We start from the raw sequence: 16,940 nt of genomic DNA on the forward strand, positions 1-16,940 counted from the left end.
AATCTATCTCTCCTTTACCGCAATAATTTCTGCTTCTACCATTCCATCAGCCAGGTTTAACTCAATCTGGTCCTTAGGCTTAACTTGTTTTATGCTTGCTATTAATTTCCCGTGATTATCATATGCTACATTATAGCCTCTTTCCATTATTTTCAACGGACTTAATGCATCCATCTTACCTATTTTTGAAAGAAAAGCTTGTCTTTTTGTTTGCATAATAAGCTCCGTATTACGGATTAGATTTTTTTGTAAGCTAGCTAAATCTTGATTGGCCTTCTTTATATATTGATTAGGGTGATTTCTATCAAGCTGCTTTTGTATTAATTGCTGTTGCTTATGCTTCTGTTCAAAAACTCTTTGCACATTACGCATTAATAATTCTGACTGTTTGTCTAATTGCTCCATTTTTTGATCATACAATACCTTTGGATAACGAAATGCGTAGGAACGCTGAATTCTATTTAGGCGAAGCTTCTGTAATCCAACCTTTTCTTTTATACCTCTAATTAACCGACTTTGCCTTGTCAAAATACGCTCTACAAGTTCATCTATATGGGGTACAGCAAGCTCAGCTGCTCCAGTTGGAGTCGGAGCACGCATATCAGCAACAAAATCAGCAATGGTAAAATCTGTTTCATGACCAACAGCGGAGATTACTGGAATATTCGAAGTATAAATGGCTCTGGCAACGATTTCTTCATTAAAAGCCCATAATTCCTCAATGGAACCGCCACCTCTACCTACTATGAGGACATCAATCATTGGAGAATCCTGCTCATTTGCTTGTTGAATAGCCTTTACAATAGAAGGAGCCGCTGTTTCTCCTTGAACTAGTGCTGGATAAATCATTATTTTTGCAATTGGATATCGTCTTCTAATCGTCGTAATAATATCTCTTATTGCAGCACCAGTAGGAGAGGTAATCACACCAATTGCTCTTGGATATTTAGGAATGGCTTTCTTATACTCTGGACGAAACATGCCTTCTTGTTCCAATTTTGCTCTCAGCTGTTCATAAGCCAAATAAAGCTGACCTATTCCGTCTGGCTGCATATCAGAAACATACATTTGATATTGCCCACTTGATTCATAAACAGTGATACTTGCTTTAATAAGTACTTTCATCCCATTTTCAGGCATAAATTTCATTTGCTGATTATTTCGAGCAAACATAACTGCTAAAATCCTAGCCTTTTCATCTTTTAAGGTAAAGTACATATGACCACTTGTATGCTGCTTAAAATTCGAAATTTCTCCTTTTACCATGACCTCATGCAAATGAGGATCCGCATCAAATTTTCTTTTTATGTATTTCGTCAAAGCATGTACCGTTAAATAACGTGATTCCATTTATAAAAAACTCCTTTTACAGGATGGAAAAAGGGTGTAGTATCCATACACCACATCCCTTTTCATTCATGTTTATAGGTTATAGAAGGAAACAATTTTAGGATGATATCAAATCTCATTTACTTCTTGATGCAAACAAAATTTGATTTGTCACATATTCGTACTGTTAATCAAACCATCGTTTCTCTTAATACTATTGATTATCTTTAATCTTAGATAATACACCGTTGACAAATCTACCAGATTGATCATCACCATAAAGTTTAGCAATTTCTACAGCTTCATCAATCGCTACATTTACAGGTACATCATCTGCTTGACCATACATAATTTCATACGCAGCAAGACGAAGAACGTTACGGTCTACATTTGCGATTCTTTCTAGAGACCAATTTTCTAAGTATTGCTTTATTGTTTCATCAATAGAAACTTGATGGCTTAATACACCATCCACTAATTTAGTAAGGTATAAATCGGATTTTTCTCCTTCTAAAACATGTTCTATTGCTGTTTCCTTATCTATATCACTAATATCAATTTGAAATAGTGCCTGTAAGGCCTTTTCTCTGGCAGTTCTTCTTTTCATTATTTATGCTCCTTTAAAATCCTTCCATAGGTTTAACAACCTATTTATCTATGCTACATGAATAATAGCATAAATAAAAACAAAACTCTATCTTACATGAAAAAAACCTAGAAATATGTTCTTATTATCAGTTAATTCCCACAAAAACAAAGGCTGTACAGGATATAAACTTAATACCTATCAAAGAGGAAGCCCCCTTTTAGTAGATATTTTGCCTTTTCCTGTTCAGCCTTTGCTATTTACACTCATTATACGCTAGCTTCATTTTTTCTGTTTCGTTACATCTCTTGCTGTAATTCAGGTTCTTGTTTTGCTGTTTCGAACTGAACACCAACAATGTGAATATTAACCTCTTCTGTTACAAGGCCAGTCATATTGATTAACGTCTGACGAATATTATTTTGAATTTGCTGAGCAACTTGTGGAATCGATATGCCAAAATTCATCACGCAATATACTTCCACTTTAATTCCTTCTTCACTGAGGTCAACCTTTATGCCTTTGTTGTGCAATTTCTTTCCAAATTTCTCCACAACTCCAGTTGCAAAATTACTTCTCATTTGTGCTACACCTTCCACTTCAGAAGCAGCAATACTTGCAATAACCTCAATTACTTCAGGAGCAATTTCTACTTTTCCTAGCCCATTATACTCTTGGTTCATTTCTAAACTTGTTGTTTCGCTCATTACCTTTTCCTCCTTTTAATCTTCTGATTTCATTAAATCATACATCTCTAAAAACTTTGTGTTGAAGTTGCCTTCCACAAACTTTTCATGATTAAGGAGATTTAAGTGAAATGGGATCGTCGTATGTACACCTTCGATCACAAACTCACTCAGCGCCCGTTTCATGCGGGAAATAGCTTCTTTTCTAGTTGACCCATATGCAATAACCTTAGCAATCATACTATCATAGTATGGTGGGATCGTATAACCAGGATAAGCAGCTGAATCAACACGTACACCTAATCCGCCTGGAGGCAAATACATGTTAATCTTCCCTGGTGAAGGCATGAAATTCTTGGCAGGATTTTCTGCATTGATCCGGCATTCTATTGCCCAACCAGTAAATGTAACATCCTTTTGTTTGTATTCCAGTGGTTTTCCTGATGCAACTAGTATTTGTTCTTTAATTAAATCAATACCTGTTACCATCTCTGTTACTGGATGCTCTACTTGGATACGCGTATTCATTTCCATGAAATAGAATGCTTGATTTTGATAATCAAAGATAAATTCTACCGTTCCTGCACCTGTGTAATTAACTGCAGCTGCAGCTTTAACCGCAGCATCTCCCATTTTCTCTCTCATTTCTTCTGTTAACACAGGAGACGGTGTTTCTTCGAGCAACTTTTGCAATCGACGCTGAATGGAACAATCTCTTTCTCCTAAATGAATAACATTTCCGTAATTATCTGCAAGTACTTGCAATTCTACATGGCGGAAATCCTCAATGTATTTTTCCAAATACACGCCTGCATTACCAAAGGCTGTTAATGCTTCTTGTTGGGTAATGTTTATTCCTTTAACTAATTCTTCTTCTGATTTAGCTACGCGGATACCCTTACCACCGCCACCTGCTGTAGCTTTAATAATTACTGGATATCCTATTTCTTTAGCTAAAGAAATTCCTTCTTCTAAATCTTTAATAATACCTTGGGATCCAGGCACGATTGGTACGCCAGCTTGACGCATCGTTTCTCTAGCAATATCTTTTGTCCCCATTTTATTAATAGCCTCTGGACTAGGGCCAACAAACGTAATTTTGCAATCTCTGCATAGTTCAGCAAAATCTGCATTTTCTGCCAAAAATCCGTATCCTGGATGAATAGCGTCACATCCAGTCAATGTTGCTACACTTATTATATTTGTAAAGTTTAAATAACTATCCTTTGAAGCTTTTGGACCTATGCAGTATGCTTCGTCTGCGATTTGAACATGCAAAGCCTCACGATCTGCTTCTGAATAAATTGCCACAGTTTGAATATCTAATTCTCGACATGCTCTTATTATGCGGACAGCTATTTCGCCTCTATTTGCGATTAACAGTTTTTTTATCATTGACTAAACTCCTCTTTGTTACGCCTTTACTAGGAATAATGGTTCCCCGTACTCTACAAGCTCTCCATCTTTAACGAGGATTTCTACAATCTCTCCATCTACTTCTGCTGTAATTTCATTAAATAACTTCATCGCTTCTACGATACAAACAACAGAGTCTTTCGTAACTTTATCTCCAACTTTTACAAACGCATCTGCGTCTGGAGAAGCTGATTGATAAAAAGTTCCTACCATTGGAGAAGTAATCTTATGTAAGTTTTCATCGATTGATTTTGCTGGTGTATCTGCAACAACACTTTCAACCGCTACTTCTTTAGTTGATGCTTCTTGCTGCTGAATTGTTTTTGTAATAACTGGAGCCGAAACTACTGCCTCTCCAACATTCTTCTTGATTTCTACTTTCACACCATCTTGTTCATATAAAAAATTACTAATAGTAGAATCATCTATTAATTTAATTAGCTCTTTTACTTCTGAAATATTTAACATATAATTGCACCCCTTAAATCATTCTTTTAGGACTAGATACTAATATCATACGATAAGACCTTATGATAATTCAACAACCATCTTTAAAACATGACTTTTTTGCTACTATTCCTTTTATTTTTTCATTTTATTATTTGAATCGAAAGATGATCCTCTCTCTTTCTACATACTTATCATACCACTATCTTTTTAAAATAACTAATCCAAGCTGTGCGATTTACAGAAAACGCTTTCTTGCATTTCAAGGGTAAAAAGAGCAAAAATTAATTACTGTTAAAAGGACTATTTTTCTTAAACATTGTTTTTTTGTCACTTTAATTTTTGGATGTTTCTTTCTCTTTTTGAACACCTGTAATAAATTTGCTTTGCTAGTAATACACCCCAAATTCCCTCCGTCTGTCCTTTTTATACCTTTGTACAATCCCCTTACAAAAAAACTGTAGACACTTTCTTGAAGTGATCTACAGTTTTACTCGCTATTCGTTATCTTCATTTTCCACAAATAATATATCTTCCTTCTAATTTCTTCTTATTTTGGATCAATTTTTACTGCGACATTAGCGTTTGGTGCATCCATATTTTTGCGGACTAGCTGCACAATTTCATTCGCTGCTTCTGCAGATAATTCTTCTGCTTTTACCGTTACTTTCACTGTTCCATCATCGGAGGTCTGTACAAGTACATCTTCATAATTCTCTGCTTTAATTAGGCTTTCCATGATCTTTTCATTATCTGTAATTTCCTGAAGCTCTTTAATTTTTTCTGTAGCTTCATTTTTCTCTTCTGCTGTTTTATCTTTTGAACCTTGAATGGTTACTAATTCTTCTTTCACCTTGTCACGCTGCTCCATTAAATCTAGTCGCATTTGTTCAAATACTGCTTCAGAATCAGTTGTCATAACAGAGCTTTCCCCTTTACTATCAGTAGCTGCTTCCTCCGCATCATTTGTTTTTGCATTTTCTGCATTCTCTTCGTTAGTTGCAAGTTCATTTAATCGAGATTCTGGGGATGTGATATAGTAGACTGACAATACCACAACCAAACTTAACATCGTTAATAACCACACTGTTTGCTTTTTTAATAACATCTATTATTCCCCCTTAGTTTTGTTTAGGCTGTACAGAAACTCTATGGCTTGGAACATCTAACGCCCGAGTAACTGCCTCCACAATCATTGTTTTAACTTTTATATTTTCAGCTCCTTTTGCAACAACGAGAACACCTGCAATTTTAGGCTTCATCGTTTCCACTACAATTGGAACTTGTTTATCCCCATTTGGCACTAAAACCACCGTTTCTTCATTCGATGTTTCTTCTACGCTTCTATTTCCTCCTTGCGTATCTTCTTCTTCTGTTTTTTGGATTGTTTGAGAATTATTTTTTTCATATATTTTCTTTTCTGATCCTTCTAAATTCACATAAACAATTGCATCTTTGACACCTGCTATCGCATTTATCGCTTCTTTAATTTGTTCCTTGTACTGTTCTTCATAATCAGCAATGGTTAAGTTACTACTATCGGCTTTTTGTCCAAATGTTTCTTGAGCATTTTCAGAGGAAGCATCATTACTTAATGCGGCAACTTCTTGGGCGTTATTATTGTCCTTAAAAAACATGTTGCTTAAAAGCATAATAGCTACGCCAAACAATACAACTATGACAAGATAGGTGGCTTTTCCTTTTTTCTTTTCATCCCCGTCATTTGACAGTAAGTTTTTTAACCAGCTTAATGGCCCTTTGTCCTTGTTATCCATTTTTCTCCTCCTCCCCTCCTTCGTACATAATTACAATTGCATCATCTCGCACTTCCCATTTTTCGGAAAGAAAAGAAACAATACTTTCTGTATCCATTTGTTTCGATTCACTTTTGTCAAGAAGAGGTTGCTGTGTGTCAATTCGAACAGGGCTTACAGCTTCCACAACGTTTTGTGGATCTTTGCTTTCTTTCATATGGATAACCATTTCTGTTAAGTTTGCAGGAAACCCAACATCCTTCTCTTTGTCGATTGATAATTGAATCGAATTGATCTCCATTCCGTAATTTGCTATCAACTCCTCATTTGCATCCTCTTTTAATTGGACAGCCATTTTATTTAATGTATATTCATCAAGTGAGGCTTGTATTTCTCTTTTTTTCAATTCGATGGAATTATTCATATTATTTTGTTCTGGCTCCCCCATTGCATTGGCAGTGAAAACAGCTTCAAAGTCACTGGATATCAGCTTAAATACAGGTGTCAATATGACGGTAATTAATAATAATCCAGCGACCATCTTCGCATATTTCTGAAAGGTAGAGTTTGGCAATAGCATGTCCACAACAGTTGCTAGCAAAATAAATAGAATTATATTTGTAACCCACTCTGTAATAAAATTCATCCTTGCCCTCCTTTCTACCTCACCATCATTGTTAAATTACTTGCAACAATAATTACTGTAATGCTTAGGAAAAACATAAGGGAAACGATCGCTAATGCCGCAAAGACATAGATAACACTCTTACTTATAACATCTAGACATTTAATGACAGGTCCTCCGCCAATTGGTTGTAGAAGTGCTGCGGCAAATTTATAAATAAATGAAATCATCAAAATCTTAATCGCTGGAAAGGCAACAAGAAGAAGGAGAATTACCACTCCTGCTATTCCTACCGTGTTTTTTAATAATAAGGAGGCATTTATAACCGTATCCGTTGCATCTGTGAACATACGTCCAATAACCGGAATGAAATTTCCAGTCACAAATTTAGCTGTTTTAATCGTAATCCCATCTGTTATTGCGGAAGATGCACCTTGGACGGAGATCACGCCTAGAAATATAGTCAAGAAAGTCCCTAGAATCCCTATGCTGATATTTCGTAATAAATTCGCTAATTGTGTAACTTTATATTGTTCTGATAAACTGCTTACAACATGAAGCAACGTTGATAAAAACAATAGGGGCAGTACGATATATTCAATTAACATCCCGCTTGTATTCATTAAAAAAAGAATAACAGGATGAAAGAAAGCTGCTGATATAGCACCGCCTGAAGCTGCCATAAGCGCCAGCAATAAAGGAACAAGCGCTAATATAAAATTTGTCATGTTCGATATTGCGTCACTGGCATAAGTAATGGCTACATGAAAGCTATTCAATGCGAGAATAATGATGACCATAAATACTATGGCATAGGCCACTGTACTAATAGAGCTTTTCTCGAACGAATTTTGGAGCATTTGCAGCATGACACTAAATATAGTAAGCAATATTAACGACCCTAATAATTTCCCATTTACAATAATTTCATGAAATGCAAATTGAAGCATGCCGTGGAAAAAGCCTTGTAAGTCAAAGGTTTTATTCCCTATCATAAAATCATACAGACTTCCCTTTTGGCTTTCTGGCAAAAAACCGCCATACTCCGTTTTAATCGAATCCCAAAATTCCGTTAATTCATTTAAGTCTAAAGACTCCAATTGAGACTCAACGAGTTTTGTTGGATCGATTCCTTCTTCCTTTGCTTCCTCCAACGTTTCTGATTTTGGCACTTCTTGTGACTCATGAGGTGAGGCTTGTACAATCGGTTGATAGAGAAAAAAGATAGCTGTCATTATTAGTAGTACGACTTTCAGCTTTGTTTTCAATTTTTTCACCTCGAAATAAACGGTTCCTACTTAATTTGGAATCATATTTAAAATTGTTTCTACTAAGACCGTCAATATCGGTACTGCCATTGCTAAAATCAAGATTTTCCCTGCTAGTTCAATCTTTGATGCAATGGAGCCTTGTCCTGCATCTTTGGTAATTTGCACTGCAAATTCTGCTATATAGGCGATACCGATAATTTTCAGAATTGTTTCTACATAAACGGTGTTTACCTTTGCATTCATGGCAATTCTTTCCACCATTTGAATAATTGCCGCTATTTGGTCAACAAGAAAAAGGAAGATTGCACAGCCAACAAAGACAACTAATAAAAAAGCAATATTGGGCTTTTGTTCTTTTACTACCAATGCTAAAAAAGTGGAAACTAATGCAATTCCAACTATTTGAAGAATTTCAATGATGATATCCTCCTTTACCCTTGGAATAAAAATACCGCTTTAATCTTTTGAAACAAATCATTTACAATATTTGCTACCATAAATAGAATGTAAATAAATCCAAATAATGTAACCCATTGTGCATATTCCTTCTTGCCAACTTGGTCGAGGATTGTGTGTAAAAAAGCTACAACGATTCCTACTCCTGCGATTTTAAATATAATATCGACCTCTAAGCCCATAAAAGTCTCCTCCTAAAAACTACATCAATAAAATGACAATCAGCAGACCGGACAGAAAACCTAAGCTTCTTACCATTTTTTCGTATTTCCCTTGTATTTCTCTTGCCTCTTCTTCTTCTCTTTCTAGATGAGTTAGCGTCAGCATAATTTGCTTTTGCTGTGAAAACCGGTCATGCCGACCTAATGTTTCACCGAATTGCTTCATGATTTCTAATTCAGTATCTTTCATCGCTGTTTTTTTCCAAATATCATTTAAGGATAAACTCCACGCTTCTTTCACCGTAGTATCCTCTTTGATTAAGCGTTCCGCAAAACTTCCAAAAAAAGAACTTAGTGGATCACTTAATTGTTCTGCTAATCTTCTGCTAGCTTCATGCAAGGGGGTATGCCCATACATAATCTCCGCCTCTAATGATTGGAGAGCTGATTTTAATGCCCTTATTTGCTTTGGTCTTTGGCTTAATAGCTTTGAAAATTCCATTCCTCCCCAGCTTGTAGAAGCAAGAATCAAGATGGCGCCAATTATTTTCACCATTTATTTCACCTTCATTTCATCCATTAATAATTGGCCTTGTCCATTTCGTATTGCTGTTACTGTACCAGGACCCTTCTTTCTATTTAATTCAATATAGCGTTCAAATATGCCCATTTTTATAATCGTAGAAAGCATCGGTCGTTTTTTTACTTCTTCCAAGCTTGAACCATGTGTTGTCATTATTAATTGAATACCAGCATTAACAGCTTCTAGTATTGCTTCTTCATCCTCTTTTCGACCTACCTCATCCACAATAAGAACATCTGGACTCATGGAACGAATCATCATCATCATTCCTTCCGCTTTTGGACAAGCATCCAGAACATCTATACGCGGGCCAAACGTCATTTGAGGAACCCCATCCATACAACCTGCAATTTCAGATCGTTCATCAACAATCCCTACTTTCGAAGGCTTACGTAACGAATGCTCCTCCTCGGATGAAATTAATCTAGCAATATCTCTTAATAAGGTCGTTTTTCCGGTCTGAGGCGGACCGATAATCATCGTATGCCGCCATTTTCCTTTATCATATAAATAAGGAATAAATGGAGTAGCTATTCCGATCTTCTCCTTCGCAATACGAATATTGAAAGAAGCTACATCCCGTATTGCCTTTACTTTGCTATCTTGCAATATAACTCTACCTGCAAGTCCAACACGATGCCCACCTTGAACAGTGATGTAACCTCTTTTCAATTCTTCTTCCATTGTATAAACCGAATATTGACTTATTTTATTTAATAATTGGTTCCCATCCTCTTTTGACACAATGAATGGAAAAAAGATAGAATGTCCATTTATAAATACTTCTAAAGGTCTGCCTATTCGAACTCGAATCTCTTCCATACCTACTCTTTCTGATGGAGGGATTGTGAGAATATGATTTTCAATAGATTTAGGCAAAAAAGAATAGATGGTATTCACAATAAATTCCTCCTTTGCTACAGATTTTCTACTTTCTTTTAGGCTGTTCATACTTTTATTGCTTAGTAAAAATGAGAAGTTGATTCTCGGATGCCATTCATTATTCATAAACAGTAGGGAACAAGATAGGAGAAAAGATAATCCTGTCCTTCCTTTAACATGACATACATAGGATGACTTATTAAAATGTATGCTCGTCTTCTTTTTTTATGTCATTTCCTGTTTGATTCGTTTATTTTTATAAATACAATTTTTTAAAAGTACATCGCAATGATAGTTAAAAAGGGATTAAAAAATGAATTTTTTCAAAAGCTATACAAGATTAAACGTCAATAGCCTAGGAGGAAGAAGATTTGAAAAAGCTACTTCTCGTTTTCCTTTCCATCAGTTTAGGGTTCATCCTTTCTGTTCAAACAGTGGTAGATAAGCCTGCTTTAAGCAAGGAACAAAAGGATAAACCTAAAAATGTTATATTACTCATAGGGGATGGCATGGGTATCGGGCAAATGGAGATTGCTCGTTTATTTGAGCATGGTGTAAAAGGAAAACTTTTTATTGAAACACTTCCCTTTACCGCAATTGTCCATACATCCTCAAGTAATAATCGGGTTACCGACTCTGCTGCCGGGGGAACAGCTCTTGCGATTGGACAGAAGACGAATAATGGTATGATTGGCATTACACCAAATGGGAAAAACCAAGACAGTATTTTAGATATATTTCAAAAAGATGGAAAAAGAACAGCTGTCATTACCACTAATTCGGTAACAGATGCAACACCCGCAAGCTTTACTGCTAGTGTCAATAATAGATGGGCAGATCAAGAGGAAATCGCCAAGCAACAATTAAGCAATAAAGTAGATATTATTATGGGAGGAGGCAAAAAATACTTTACTCGAAAAGATAAAAGAGGGGTTGACCTTATCGATGCATTCAAAAATTCAGGATATAGTTATATTTCAACTGTAGATCAATTAGAAAAAACAAATTCAAATAAAATTCTCGGTCTTTTTGGTGATGCTCATTTAAATTTCCAATTAGATAAAAACCTTCTAAAAACAACGGAACCAACATTACAGGAAATGACTAAAAAAGCACTCGATATTCTATCAAAAGACGAGGAAGGTTTTTTTGCGATGATAGAAGGAGGACGGATTGACCATGCCTCCCATGCATCCGATATTACAGGAATATGGAAAGAAACGATCGCCTTCGATGAAGTGGTTAAATACTGTGTGGAATGGGCAAATAAGCGAAAAGATACATTAGTTGTTGTTGCCGCTGACCACGAAACGATGGGAGTATCTGCCACTGAAGCAATGGATATAAATGCACTAAAAAATATTTCTGCATCTCCCCATTACATGGCGCAACAATTAATAAAGAAAAAAACAAGTAATAGCTATACAGAAAAGAGTATTCGGAAGGTTTTTAAAGACTATGCAGCTATTGATTTAACGAAAGAAGAACTTACAAAATTTCAAACAAATATAATGAAAAAAAAAGGACAAATTTATCAAGATCAACAAGTAGACTGGAAAATCGGAAATATAATCGCCAACCATTATTACGCTGGTATCGTACAACCACAAATACAGCAACTTAGCGATACAGGCGGACATACGAGCAATATGATTGTCGTTTTCGCAGATGGAATAGGTGCGGAAGAATTTCATGGTGTGCTAGATAATATCGATATCCCCCAAAAAATAGCCTCGATTATGGGCTATACTTTAGCTAATTAGTATGGTAAACATCCAAGCATAAATAATCACTCCAGCGTATCTTATTATGAGGTGATATTATATGTTTTTAAAACCAACTTCCGTAACCTATATATCAAATGGATTCCGTTCAATAGGTAAGGACAAGCATTTTGGAATTGACTTTGCACAAAATGGAATTAATGCGATCAGAGCATGTGCTGACGGAACGGTTACCAAATCCTATTATTCGGCGAGTTACGGAGAATGTATAATGATTCTTCATAAAATTTCTGGACAAGAATATGAAACTGTATACGCACACTTAAAAAGTGGTTCTCGAAAAGTAAATGTCGGAGAATATGTAAAAAAAGGACAAGTTATTGGCATTATGGGTAGTACAGGAGATTCAACTGGCCAGCATTTACATTTTGAATTACACATTGGCCGTTGGAATATCGATAAAACTCACGCAGTTAACCCACTTCCATATTTTGAAACAGATACTCAAGCAATTCCTTCTAATAATAAAGAATATATTGTTAAAAAAGGAGATACACTGTATCAAATTAGCAGAAAATATAAGACAACTATTAAAGTTCTTGCAGCTTACAATCAAATAGCAAACCCTAACCAAATTAAAGTAGGACAGAAAATCAAAATACCATCAACTCAAGCTGTTTATTATGTCATAAAAAAAGGAGATACAGTCAGCCAAATTGCAAAGACTTTTCATACAAGTGTTGGTAAAATAGAGGAATGGAATCAATTGAAGGATGTTAACAAAATATATCCAGGTCAAAAACTAAGAGTAGGATAAGCTTAACTATCCTACTCTTCTTTCTCCTTTTATTTTATTTTGTTTTGTATTAACGCTAAAATCAAGTACTCTACTTAACCATACAGTTCAATTATAATCAACTACATTCCTATACATATAGATTTATACTGATAGATAAATTTATCTTTTTGTTTGAAGAAAACAACTAACTAGTAATCAAGCATTCTACCAACTGGTTAAAGCATATACCTTAAGCTTATTTTCCTGACTGTATCTCTCCATATTTATCCATATACTCTCTAGCCATGGCCGTGATTTTTTCAAATTCGCCTGTTTTTGCTGGTGCCAATAAATTCCCGCCAACACCAACCGCAATTACCCCTTGCTTAAACCATTCTTCCATATTATGTAGACTAACTCCACCTGTTGGCATGATATTCAATTGAGGCAACGGTGCTTTATAGCTACTTACTATACTTGGACCAAATGCACTTCCAGGGAAGAGCTTAATAATATCTACTCCAGCTTTAAGCGCTTCTTTCATTTCTGTAATTGTCATACAGCCTGGTAAATATGGTATTTGATATAAATTGCAAATTTCAGCTGTTTCCGAATTAAAGCAAGGGCTTACAATATATTCTGCACCTGCCATAATCGCCATTCTTGCAGTATAAGCATCCAATACAGTGCCCGCCCCGACTACAATTTCAGGGAACTCTTTGTATGAAGCTGCTATTTCTCTAATTACATTCTCTGCCTGCGGAATAGTGAAAGTAATTTCAAGACCTTTCATTCCTCCTTTAACAACTGCTTCAGTAACCTTTAAAGCTTCTTCCATAGTATCTGCACGAATAACTGCTACAACCCCTGAATTTCTAAGCCTTGTTAGTATATCAAGTCTTTTCATAGTTCCTCCTTTTTCATTTCCTATTCAGAAATTCATTTGTCAAATAGGAAATATTCATGCTTTAATTATAGCGTTTTCATTTAATTATTCAATAGTTGTCGTATAGAAAATTTAGAAAATAGGAAACGCTTTAAATTAATTTTTTTTAATTTAGGCAAATTGTAGGAATCCAATAAAATAACTTATAAGACTGCTGGATTGTAAACAACTATCTTTTTTATTTGTCATAGACTTAGTTCCCTCATGCCCACAAATAATAATAGTTACTAACAAAGCAATTCTCAACACAGAAGTAGTCAGATTCATGTATCCAAGATTTTTATCGTTTTTTTAAGATAACGACATACAGTTTTTTTCATATAATCTCCCTTTTTTCTTCATAGGAAATATTTCTAAAAGGATAAATTATACTTGCTTAAAGCGTTTATTGCATAGAAAAAGGAGGTAATCAAATGATTACCTCCTTTTTCAGCCGCATTTGCCGCTTAGATTGTATGGAGTTTCAAAACCTGCTCCACCAGGTGGGTGTTCGCAAAAGCTCTCATCATATGTCCTAATGACAAATGGCATTAGGCCTGCTGATCCTTCTTTAATATAGAACTCCCTAATTATCGATAAAGGTTGAAACTTCATACGATAACGTACAACGCAGCTTCTATGTTTTTATAATACATGAATTATCTCCGGAAAGCAAATGGTAAAATTAGTATATTTACTTTTCTTTCAAACATTACGCACGAGAAACATAACTTGCTTCAGCTGTGTTAATAATTAAGCGATCCCCTTGGTTAACGAAGAAAGGAACTTGAACAGTTACACCAGTTTCCATTACTGCAGGTTTTGTACCACCTGATGCAGTATCCCCTTTAATTCCAGGCTCAGTTTCAGCAACTTCTAGTACAACCGTGTTTGGAAGTTCTACACCTAGTGTTTCTGATTGATACATCATAATATGAACTTCCATATTCTCTTTTAAGAATTTTAATTCGTATTCAATTGCAGAAGCCGAAAGTTCAATTTGATCGTAAGATTCTACATCCATAAATACGTGCTGGTCACCGCTTGCATATAAATATTGCATTTTACGATTATCAATTTGTGCTTTCGCGACTTTTTCTCCAGCTCTAAATGTTTTTTCTTGAACAGCACCAGTACGTAAATTCTTTAATTTAGAACGAACAAATGCTGCCCCTTTACCAGGCTTAACGTGTTGGAAATCTAGTACACGCCAGATTCCACCATCTACCTCTATTGTTAAACCTGTTTTAAAATCGTTTACTGAAATCATGCAGTAATCCTCCTATAAAATAATCAGTTCCTTCATTGAATGGGTTAAAGCTTCATTATGATCATTTGTAATTATTGTATCATCTTCAATACGCACTCCACCAAGTCCTGCAATATATATACCTGGTTCTACTGTTACTACCATACCTGGTTCTAGAGGAGCATTATTTCGGAAGGATAAATTCGGTCCTTCATGAACTTCTAGCCCAATTCCATGACCTGTTGTATGTCCAAAATATTCTCCATATCCTTTTTCAGTTATGTAATCACGAGTCAGTGCATCTGCTTCGACACCAGTTATTCCTGGTTTAATGCCTTCCATTCCCTTCAGCTGAGCCTTTAATACGATATCATAGATTTCTTTTAATTTCTCATCTGGGTTACCAATAGCAATGGTTCTCGTAATATCTGATACATATCCATTATAATAAGCACCATAATCTAATGTAATAAAATCACCAGCTTCAATTACTTTATCGGTTGCAACACCATGTGGCAATGCAGATCTTTTCCCTGATGCAACAATTGTATCAAAGGAAGATGAAGTGGCGCCTAATTTTCTCATAAAAAACTCTAATTCATTCGAAACTTCCAATTCTGTTTTCCCAACCTTAATGAAATCAAGGATATGGGTGAAAGCAGCATCAGCAATCTTAGCAGCTTCCTTTAATATCTTAATCTCTTCATTAGTCTTAATCAAGCGTAACTTTTCAATTATACCTGAAACTGGCACTAATTCTCCTTTTACGACTGATTCTAACTCCTTATACTGAGTAAAAGTTGTATAGTCTTGTTCAAATGCTAGTTTCTTTATTCCTAATTTCTCTGCCTGACTTGCGACCTCTTGAAGAATTGCTCCTTTATGCTGAACAACCTCGAATCCAATACATTGATTTCCAGCCTGCTCCACATAACGGAAATCTGTGATAAATAAAGCTTTTTCCCCACTGATTAATACAGCCCCTGAAGAACCTGTAAAGTTACTAACATAACGTCTGTTATATGTGCTTGTAATCAAAATACCTTCTGCCCCAACTTCTGTCAGTGCTTCTCTTACTCTTTTAAGTTTCTCCATTAAAATCCTCTCCCTTAGTTTATACACTTTCCTAGAGGCACTGTACTTCTTAAAGCCTTAACAACTTCTAGATAAGGTAAAAATCTGAATGATGAAAAAAGTACACTCATGGAATTATTTTAACATAAATACTTTTATAATACAGGCAAAATAGCATGCAAATAAAGATTTTAGACACCCTAACTAGCTAAATAAAAGCCTTACGAACGATGTCGTCACCAATTTTTACTATTAACGTCAATAGAAGGTACACCCCTATTTACTTTCTAGAGTAAATAAAATTTGATCTATTCCCCTTCATTACCTGTTAAATTAGTTGCTGGCTTTTTTTCCTTCCATTCTTTTAATTGAATTTCACTTTCTTCATAAGAGATTGTATATCCTACAAATACTCCATAAAGGACATATATACAAGCGGAAGAAATAATTGTATCTCTTTTCAGCTCTAAAAAAGGAGCCATGCTTGGAAAGATAGGGTTTAAAATGACAAAAACACAAATAAACAATGCGATACCAAATCCAATGCCAATATAAATGGTTTTAAATTTTCTTAACATTAAATAGTAAGCAAATGCTGCCCCAGCTGAAAAAAATCCTATGACAACGATACTGATTACCGTTCCTAACCAGCCATATTTCCAACTGCCAATCGCCCAAGGCTCTAAGAGGATGTTAGGGCGTATTTCTGTAAAATTAAAAACATATCCTATGTACCCAATAAGCGACCAGAAAATCCCACCAAACATGCCTGTCCAAATTACTAAGGCGATAAAAGACATCGGTCTTCCTTTTTCATGTGATTGTTGTTGATTATCCATAATGTCCACCTCCAATTCCTAGTATGTCCCAATCCTTTTCTTTCCTTGCATCTTTATCTTTTTAGAGTTTTAATTTAAATGGATTATTCACAAAGGATGAAATGTCCTGCTAGTGGTTTTTAGAATTTTTTAGTAAAATAGTATTAGGGGATATA

19 protein-coding genes and 1 other RNA gene are annotated in these 16,940 nt (G+C 35.3%); 2 read left to right on the forward strand and 18 right to left on the reverse strand.

Going from position 1 to position 16,940, the window contains the following annotated elements; translation table 11 throughout:
• Positions 1-3: 3 nt before the first annotated feature.
• The 13 genes from xseA to spoIIIAA form a co-directional block, all read right to left on the reverse strand.
• Positions 4-1,350, reverse strand: coding sequence for an exodeoxyribonuclease VII large subunit (gene xseA / locus AB3U99_RS15340; RefSeq protein WP_400242291.1), 1,347 nt, complete (start codon positions 1,348-1,350; stop codon positions 4-6).
• A 193-nt stretch (positions 1,351-1,543) separates the two neighbouring features.
• Positions 1,544-1,936: a transcription antitermination factor NusB gene (gene nusB / locus AB3U99_RS15345; protein ID WP_400242293.1), complete on the reverse strand. Its 393-nt coding sequence runs from the start codon at positions 1,934-1,936 to the stop codon at positions 1,544-1,546.
• Positions 1,937-2,214: 278 nt separating this feature from the next.
• Positions 2,215-2,622: an Asp23/Gls24 family envelope stress response protein gene (locus tag AB3U99_RS15350; RefSeq protein ID WP_400242295.1), complete on the reverse strand. Its 408-nt coding sequence runs from the start codon at positions 2,620-2,622 to the stop codon at positions 2,215-2,217.
• A 15-nt stretch (positions 2,623-2,637) separates the two neighbouring features.
• Positions 2,638-3,996, reverse strand: coding sequence for an acetyl-CoA carboxylase biotin carboxylase subunit (gene accC / locus AB3U99_RS15355; protein WP_400242297.1), 1,359 nt, complete (start codon positions 3,994-3,996; stop codon positions 2,638-2,640).
• 18 nt (positions 3,997-4,014) lie between these two features.
• Entirely contained in the window at positions 4,015-4,485 is a 471-nt protein-coding gene (accB, locus tag AB3U99_RS15360; RefSeq protein ID WP_400242299.1) for an acetyl-CoA carboxylase biotin carboxyl carrier protein, read from the reverse strand.
• Positions 4,486-5,014: 529 nt separating this feature from the next.
• Complete coding sequence (locus AB3U99_RS15365; RefSeq protein WP_400242301.1) at positions 5,015-5,572, reverse strand: SpoIIIAH-like family protein; 558 nt, start codon at positions 5,570-5,572, stop codon at positions 5,015-5,017.
• Positions 5,573-5,585: 13 nt separating this feature from the next.
• Positions 5,586-6,239: a stage III sporulation protein AG gene (gene spoIIIAG, locus AB3U99_RS15370; RefSeq protein ID WP_400242303.1), complete on the reverse strand. Its 654-nt coding sequence runs from the start codon at positions 6,237-6,239 to the stop codon at positions 5,586-5,588.
• On the reverse strand, positions 6,232-6,864 hold the full coding sequence (spoIIIAF, locus tag AB3U99_RS15375; protein ID WP_400242305.1) for a stage III sporulation protein AF: 633 nt from the start codon (positions 6,862-6,864) through the stop codon (positions 6,232-6,234). Before spoIIIAF ends, spoIIIAG begins: the two co-directional genes overlap by 8 nt.
• Before the next feature lie 14 nt (positions 6,865-6,878).
• Complete coding sequence (gene spoIIIAE, locus AB3U99_RS15380) at positions 6,879-8,120, reverse strand: stage III sporulation protein AE (protein WP_400242307.1); 1,242 nt, start codon at positions 8,118-8,120, stop codon at positions 6,879-6,881.
• A 21-nt stretch (positions 8,121-8,141) separates the two neighbouring features.
• The gene (spoIIIAD, locus tag AB3U99_RS15385; RefSeq protein ID WP_400248097.1) at positions 8,142-8,537 is read right to left on the reverse strand and encodes a stage III sporulation protein AD; all 396 of its coding nucleotides are present in this window, start codon (positions 8,535-8,537) and stop codon (positions 8,142-8,144) included.
• Positions 8,538-8,545: 8 nt separating this feature from the next.
• The gene (gene spoIIIAC / locus AB3U99_RS15390) at positions 8,546-8,752 is read right to left on the reverse strand and encodes a stage III sporulation protein AC (protein WP_016204918.1); all 207 of its coding nucleotides are present in this window, start codon (positions 8,750-8,752) and stop codon (positions 8,546-8,548) included.
• 19 nt (positions 8,753-8,771) lie between these two features.
• A complete protein-coding gene (gene spoIIIAB, locus AB3U99_RS15395) occupies positions 8,772-9,287 on the reverse strand; it encodes a stage III sporulation protein SpoIIIAB (protein ID WP_400242311.1) in 516 nt (171 codons plus the stop codon).
• Entirely contained in the window at positions 9,288-10,214 is a 927-nt protein-coding gene (gene spoIIIAA, locus AB3U99_RS15400; RefSeq protein WP_400242313.1) for a stage III sporulation protein AA, read from the reverse strand.
• A gap of 353 nt (positions 10,215-10,567) precedes the next feature.
• Between spoIIIAA and AB3U99_RS15405 the strand changes: the two genes are divergently transcribed.
• Together AB3U99_RS15405 and AB3U99_RS15410 are read left to right on the forward strand one after the other, a co-directional pair.
• A complete protein-coding gene (locus AB3U99_RS15405) occupies positions 10,568-11,959 on the forward strand; it encodes an alkaline phosphatase (protein WP_400242315.1) in 1,392 nt (463 codons plus the stop codon).
• Between the two features lie 61 nt (positions 11,960-12,020).
• The gene (locus AB3U99_RS15410) at positions 12,021-12,737 is read left to right on the forward strand and encodes a LysM peptidoglycan-binding domain-containing protein (RefSeq protein ID WP_400242317.1); all 717 of its coding nucleotides are present in this window, start codon (positions 12,021-12,023) and stop codon (positions 12,735-12,737) included.
• Between the two features lie 217 nt (positions 12,738-12,954).
• On the opposite strand, the gene AB3U99_RS15415 is transcribed toward AB3U99_RS15410, so the two are convergent.
• The 5 genes from AB3U99_RS15415 to AB3U99_RS15435 form a co-directional block, all read right to left on the reverse strand.
• Positions 12,955-13,605 (reverse strand): bifunctional 4-hydroxy-2-oxoglutarate aldolase/2-dehydro-3-deoxy-phosphogluconate aldolase, encoded by a 651-nt coding sequence (locus AB3U99_RS15415; RefSeq protein ID WP_400242319.1) that lies wholly within the window; start codon positions 13,603-13,605, stop codon positions 12,955-12,957.
• A gap of 465 nt (positions 13,606-14,070) precedes the next feature.
• A non-coding RNA gene (gene ssrS / locus AB3U99_RS15420) (6S RNA) lies at positions 14,071-14,263 on the reverse strand.
• Positions 14,264-14,335: 72 nt separating this feature from the next.
• A complete protein-coding gene (gene efp, locus AB3U99_RS15425) occupies positions 14,336-14,893 on the reverse strand; it encodes an elongation factor P (protein WP_400242321.1) in 558 nt (185 codons plus the stop codon).
• Positions 14,894-14,905: 12 nt separating this feature from the next.
• Positions 14,906-15,967: a M24 family metallopeptidase gene (locus AB3U99_RS15430; protein WP_400242323.1), complete on the reverse strand. Its 1,062-nt coding sequence runs from the start codon at positions 15,965-15,967 to the stop codon at positions 14,906-14,908.
• A 287-nt stretch (positions 15,968-16,254) separates the two neighbouring features.
• Positions 16,255-16,785 carry a YqhR family membrane protein gene (locus AB3U99_RS15435; protein ID WP_400242325.1) on the reverse strand — a complete coding sequence of 177 codons (531 nt, stop codon included), beginning with the start codon at positions 16,783-16,785 and terminating at the stop codon, positions 16,255-16,257.
• Positions 16,786-16,940 lie beyond the last annotated feature (155 nt).

This window comes from Niallia tiangongensis (assembly GCF_044704065.1).
Classification (GTDB): Bacteria; Bacillota; Bacilli; order Bacillales; family Cytobacillaceae; genus Niallia; species Niallia tiangongensis.

Bases quoted from the DNA above. Each gene is read 5' to 3' on its own strand.
- efp (WP_400242321.1), bottom strand. From the start codon at position 14,893: ATGATTTCAGTAAACGATTTTAAAACAGGTTTAACAATAGAGGTAGAT.
- AB3U99_RS15430 (WP_400242323.1), bottom strand. From the start codon at position 15,967: ATGGAGAAACTTAAAAGAGTAAGAGAAGCACTGACAGAAGTTGGGGCA.
- accB (WP_400242299.1), bottom strand. From the start codon at position 4,485: ATGTTAAATATTTCAGAAGTAAAAGAGCTAATTAAATTAATAGATGAT.
- xseA (WP_400242291.1), bottom strand. From the start codon at position 1,350: ATGGAATCACGTTATTTAACGGTACATGCTTTGACGAAATACATAAAA.
- nusB (WP_400242293.1), bottom strand. From the start codon at position 1,936: ATGAAAAGAAGAACTGCCAGAGAAAAGGCCTTACAGGCACTATTTCAA.
- spoIIIAF (WP_400242305.1), bottom strand. From the start codon at position 6,864: ATGAATTTTATTACAGAGTGGGTTACAAATATAATTCTATTTATTTTG.
- spoIIIAB (WP_400242311.1), bottom strand. From the start codon at position 9,287: ATGGTGAAAATAATTGGCGCCATCTTGATTCTTGCTTCTACAAGCTGG.
- spoIIIAG (WP_400242303.1), bottom strand. From the start codon at position 6,239: ATGGATAACAAGGACAAAGGGCCATTAAGCTGGTTAAAAAACTTACTG.
- accC (WP_400242297.1), bottom strand. From the start codon at position 3,996: ATGATAAAAAAACTGTTAATCGCAAATAGAGGCGAAATAGCTGTCCGC.
- AB3U99_RS15410 (WP_400242317.1), top strand. From the start codon at position 12,021: ATGTTTTTAAAACCAACTTCCGTAACCTATATATCAAATGGATTCCGT.
- AB3U99_RS15350 (WP_400242295.1), bottom strand. From the start codon at position 2,622: ATGAGCGAAACAACAAGTTTAGAAATGAACCAAGAGTATAATGGGCTA.
- AB3U99_RS15435 (WP_400242325.1), bottom strand. From the start codon at position 16,785: ATGGATAATCAACAACAATCACATGAAAAAGGAAGACCGATGTCTTTT.
- AB3U99_RS15415 (WP_400242319.1), bottom strand. From the start codon at position 13,605: ATGAAAAGACTTGATATACTAACAAGGCTTAGAAATTCAGGGGTTGTA.
- spoIIIAC (WP_016204918.1), bottom strand. From the start codon at position 8,752: ATGGGCTTAGAGGTCGATATTATATTTAAAATCGCAGGAGTAGGAATC.
- AB3U99_RS15365 (WP_400242301.1), bottom strand. From the start codon at position 5,572: ATGTTATTAAAAAAGCAAACAGTGTGGTTATTAACGATGTTAAGTTTG.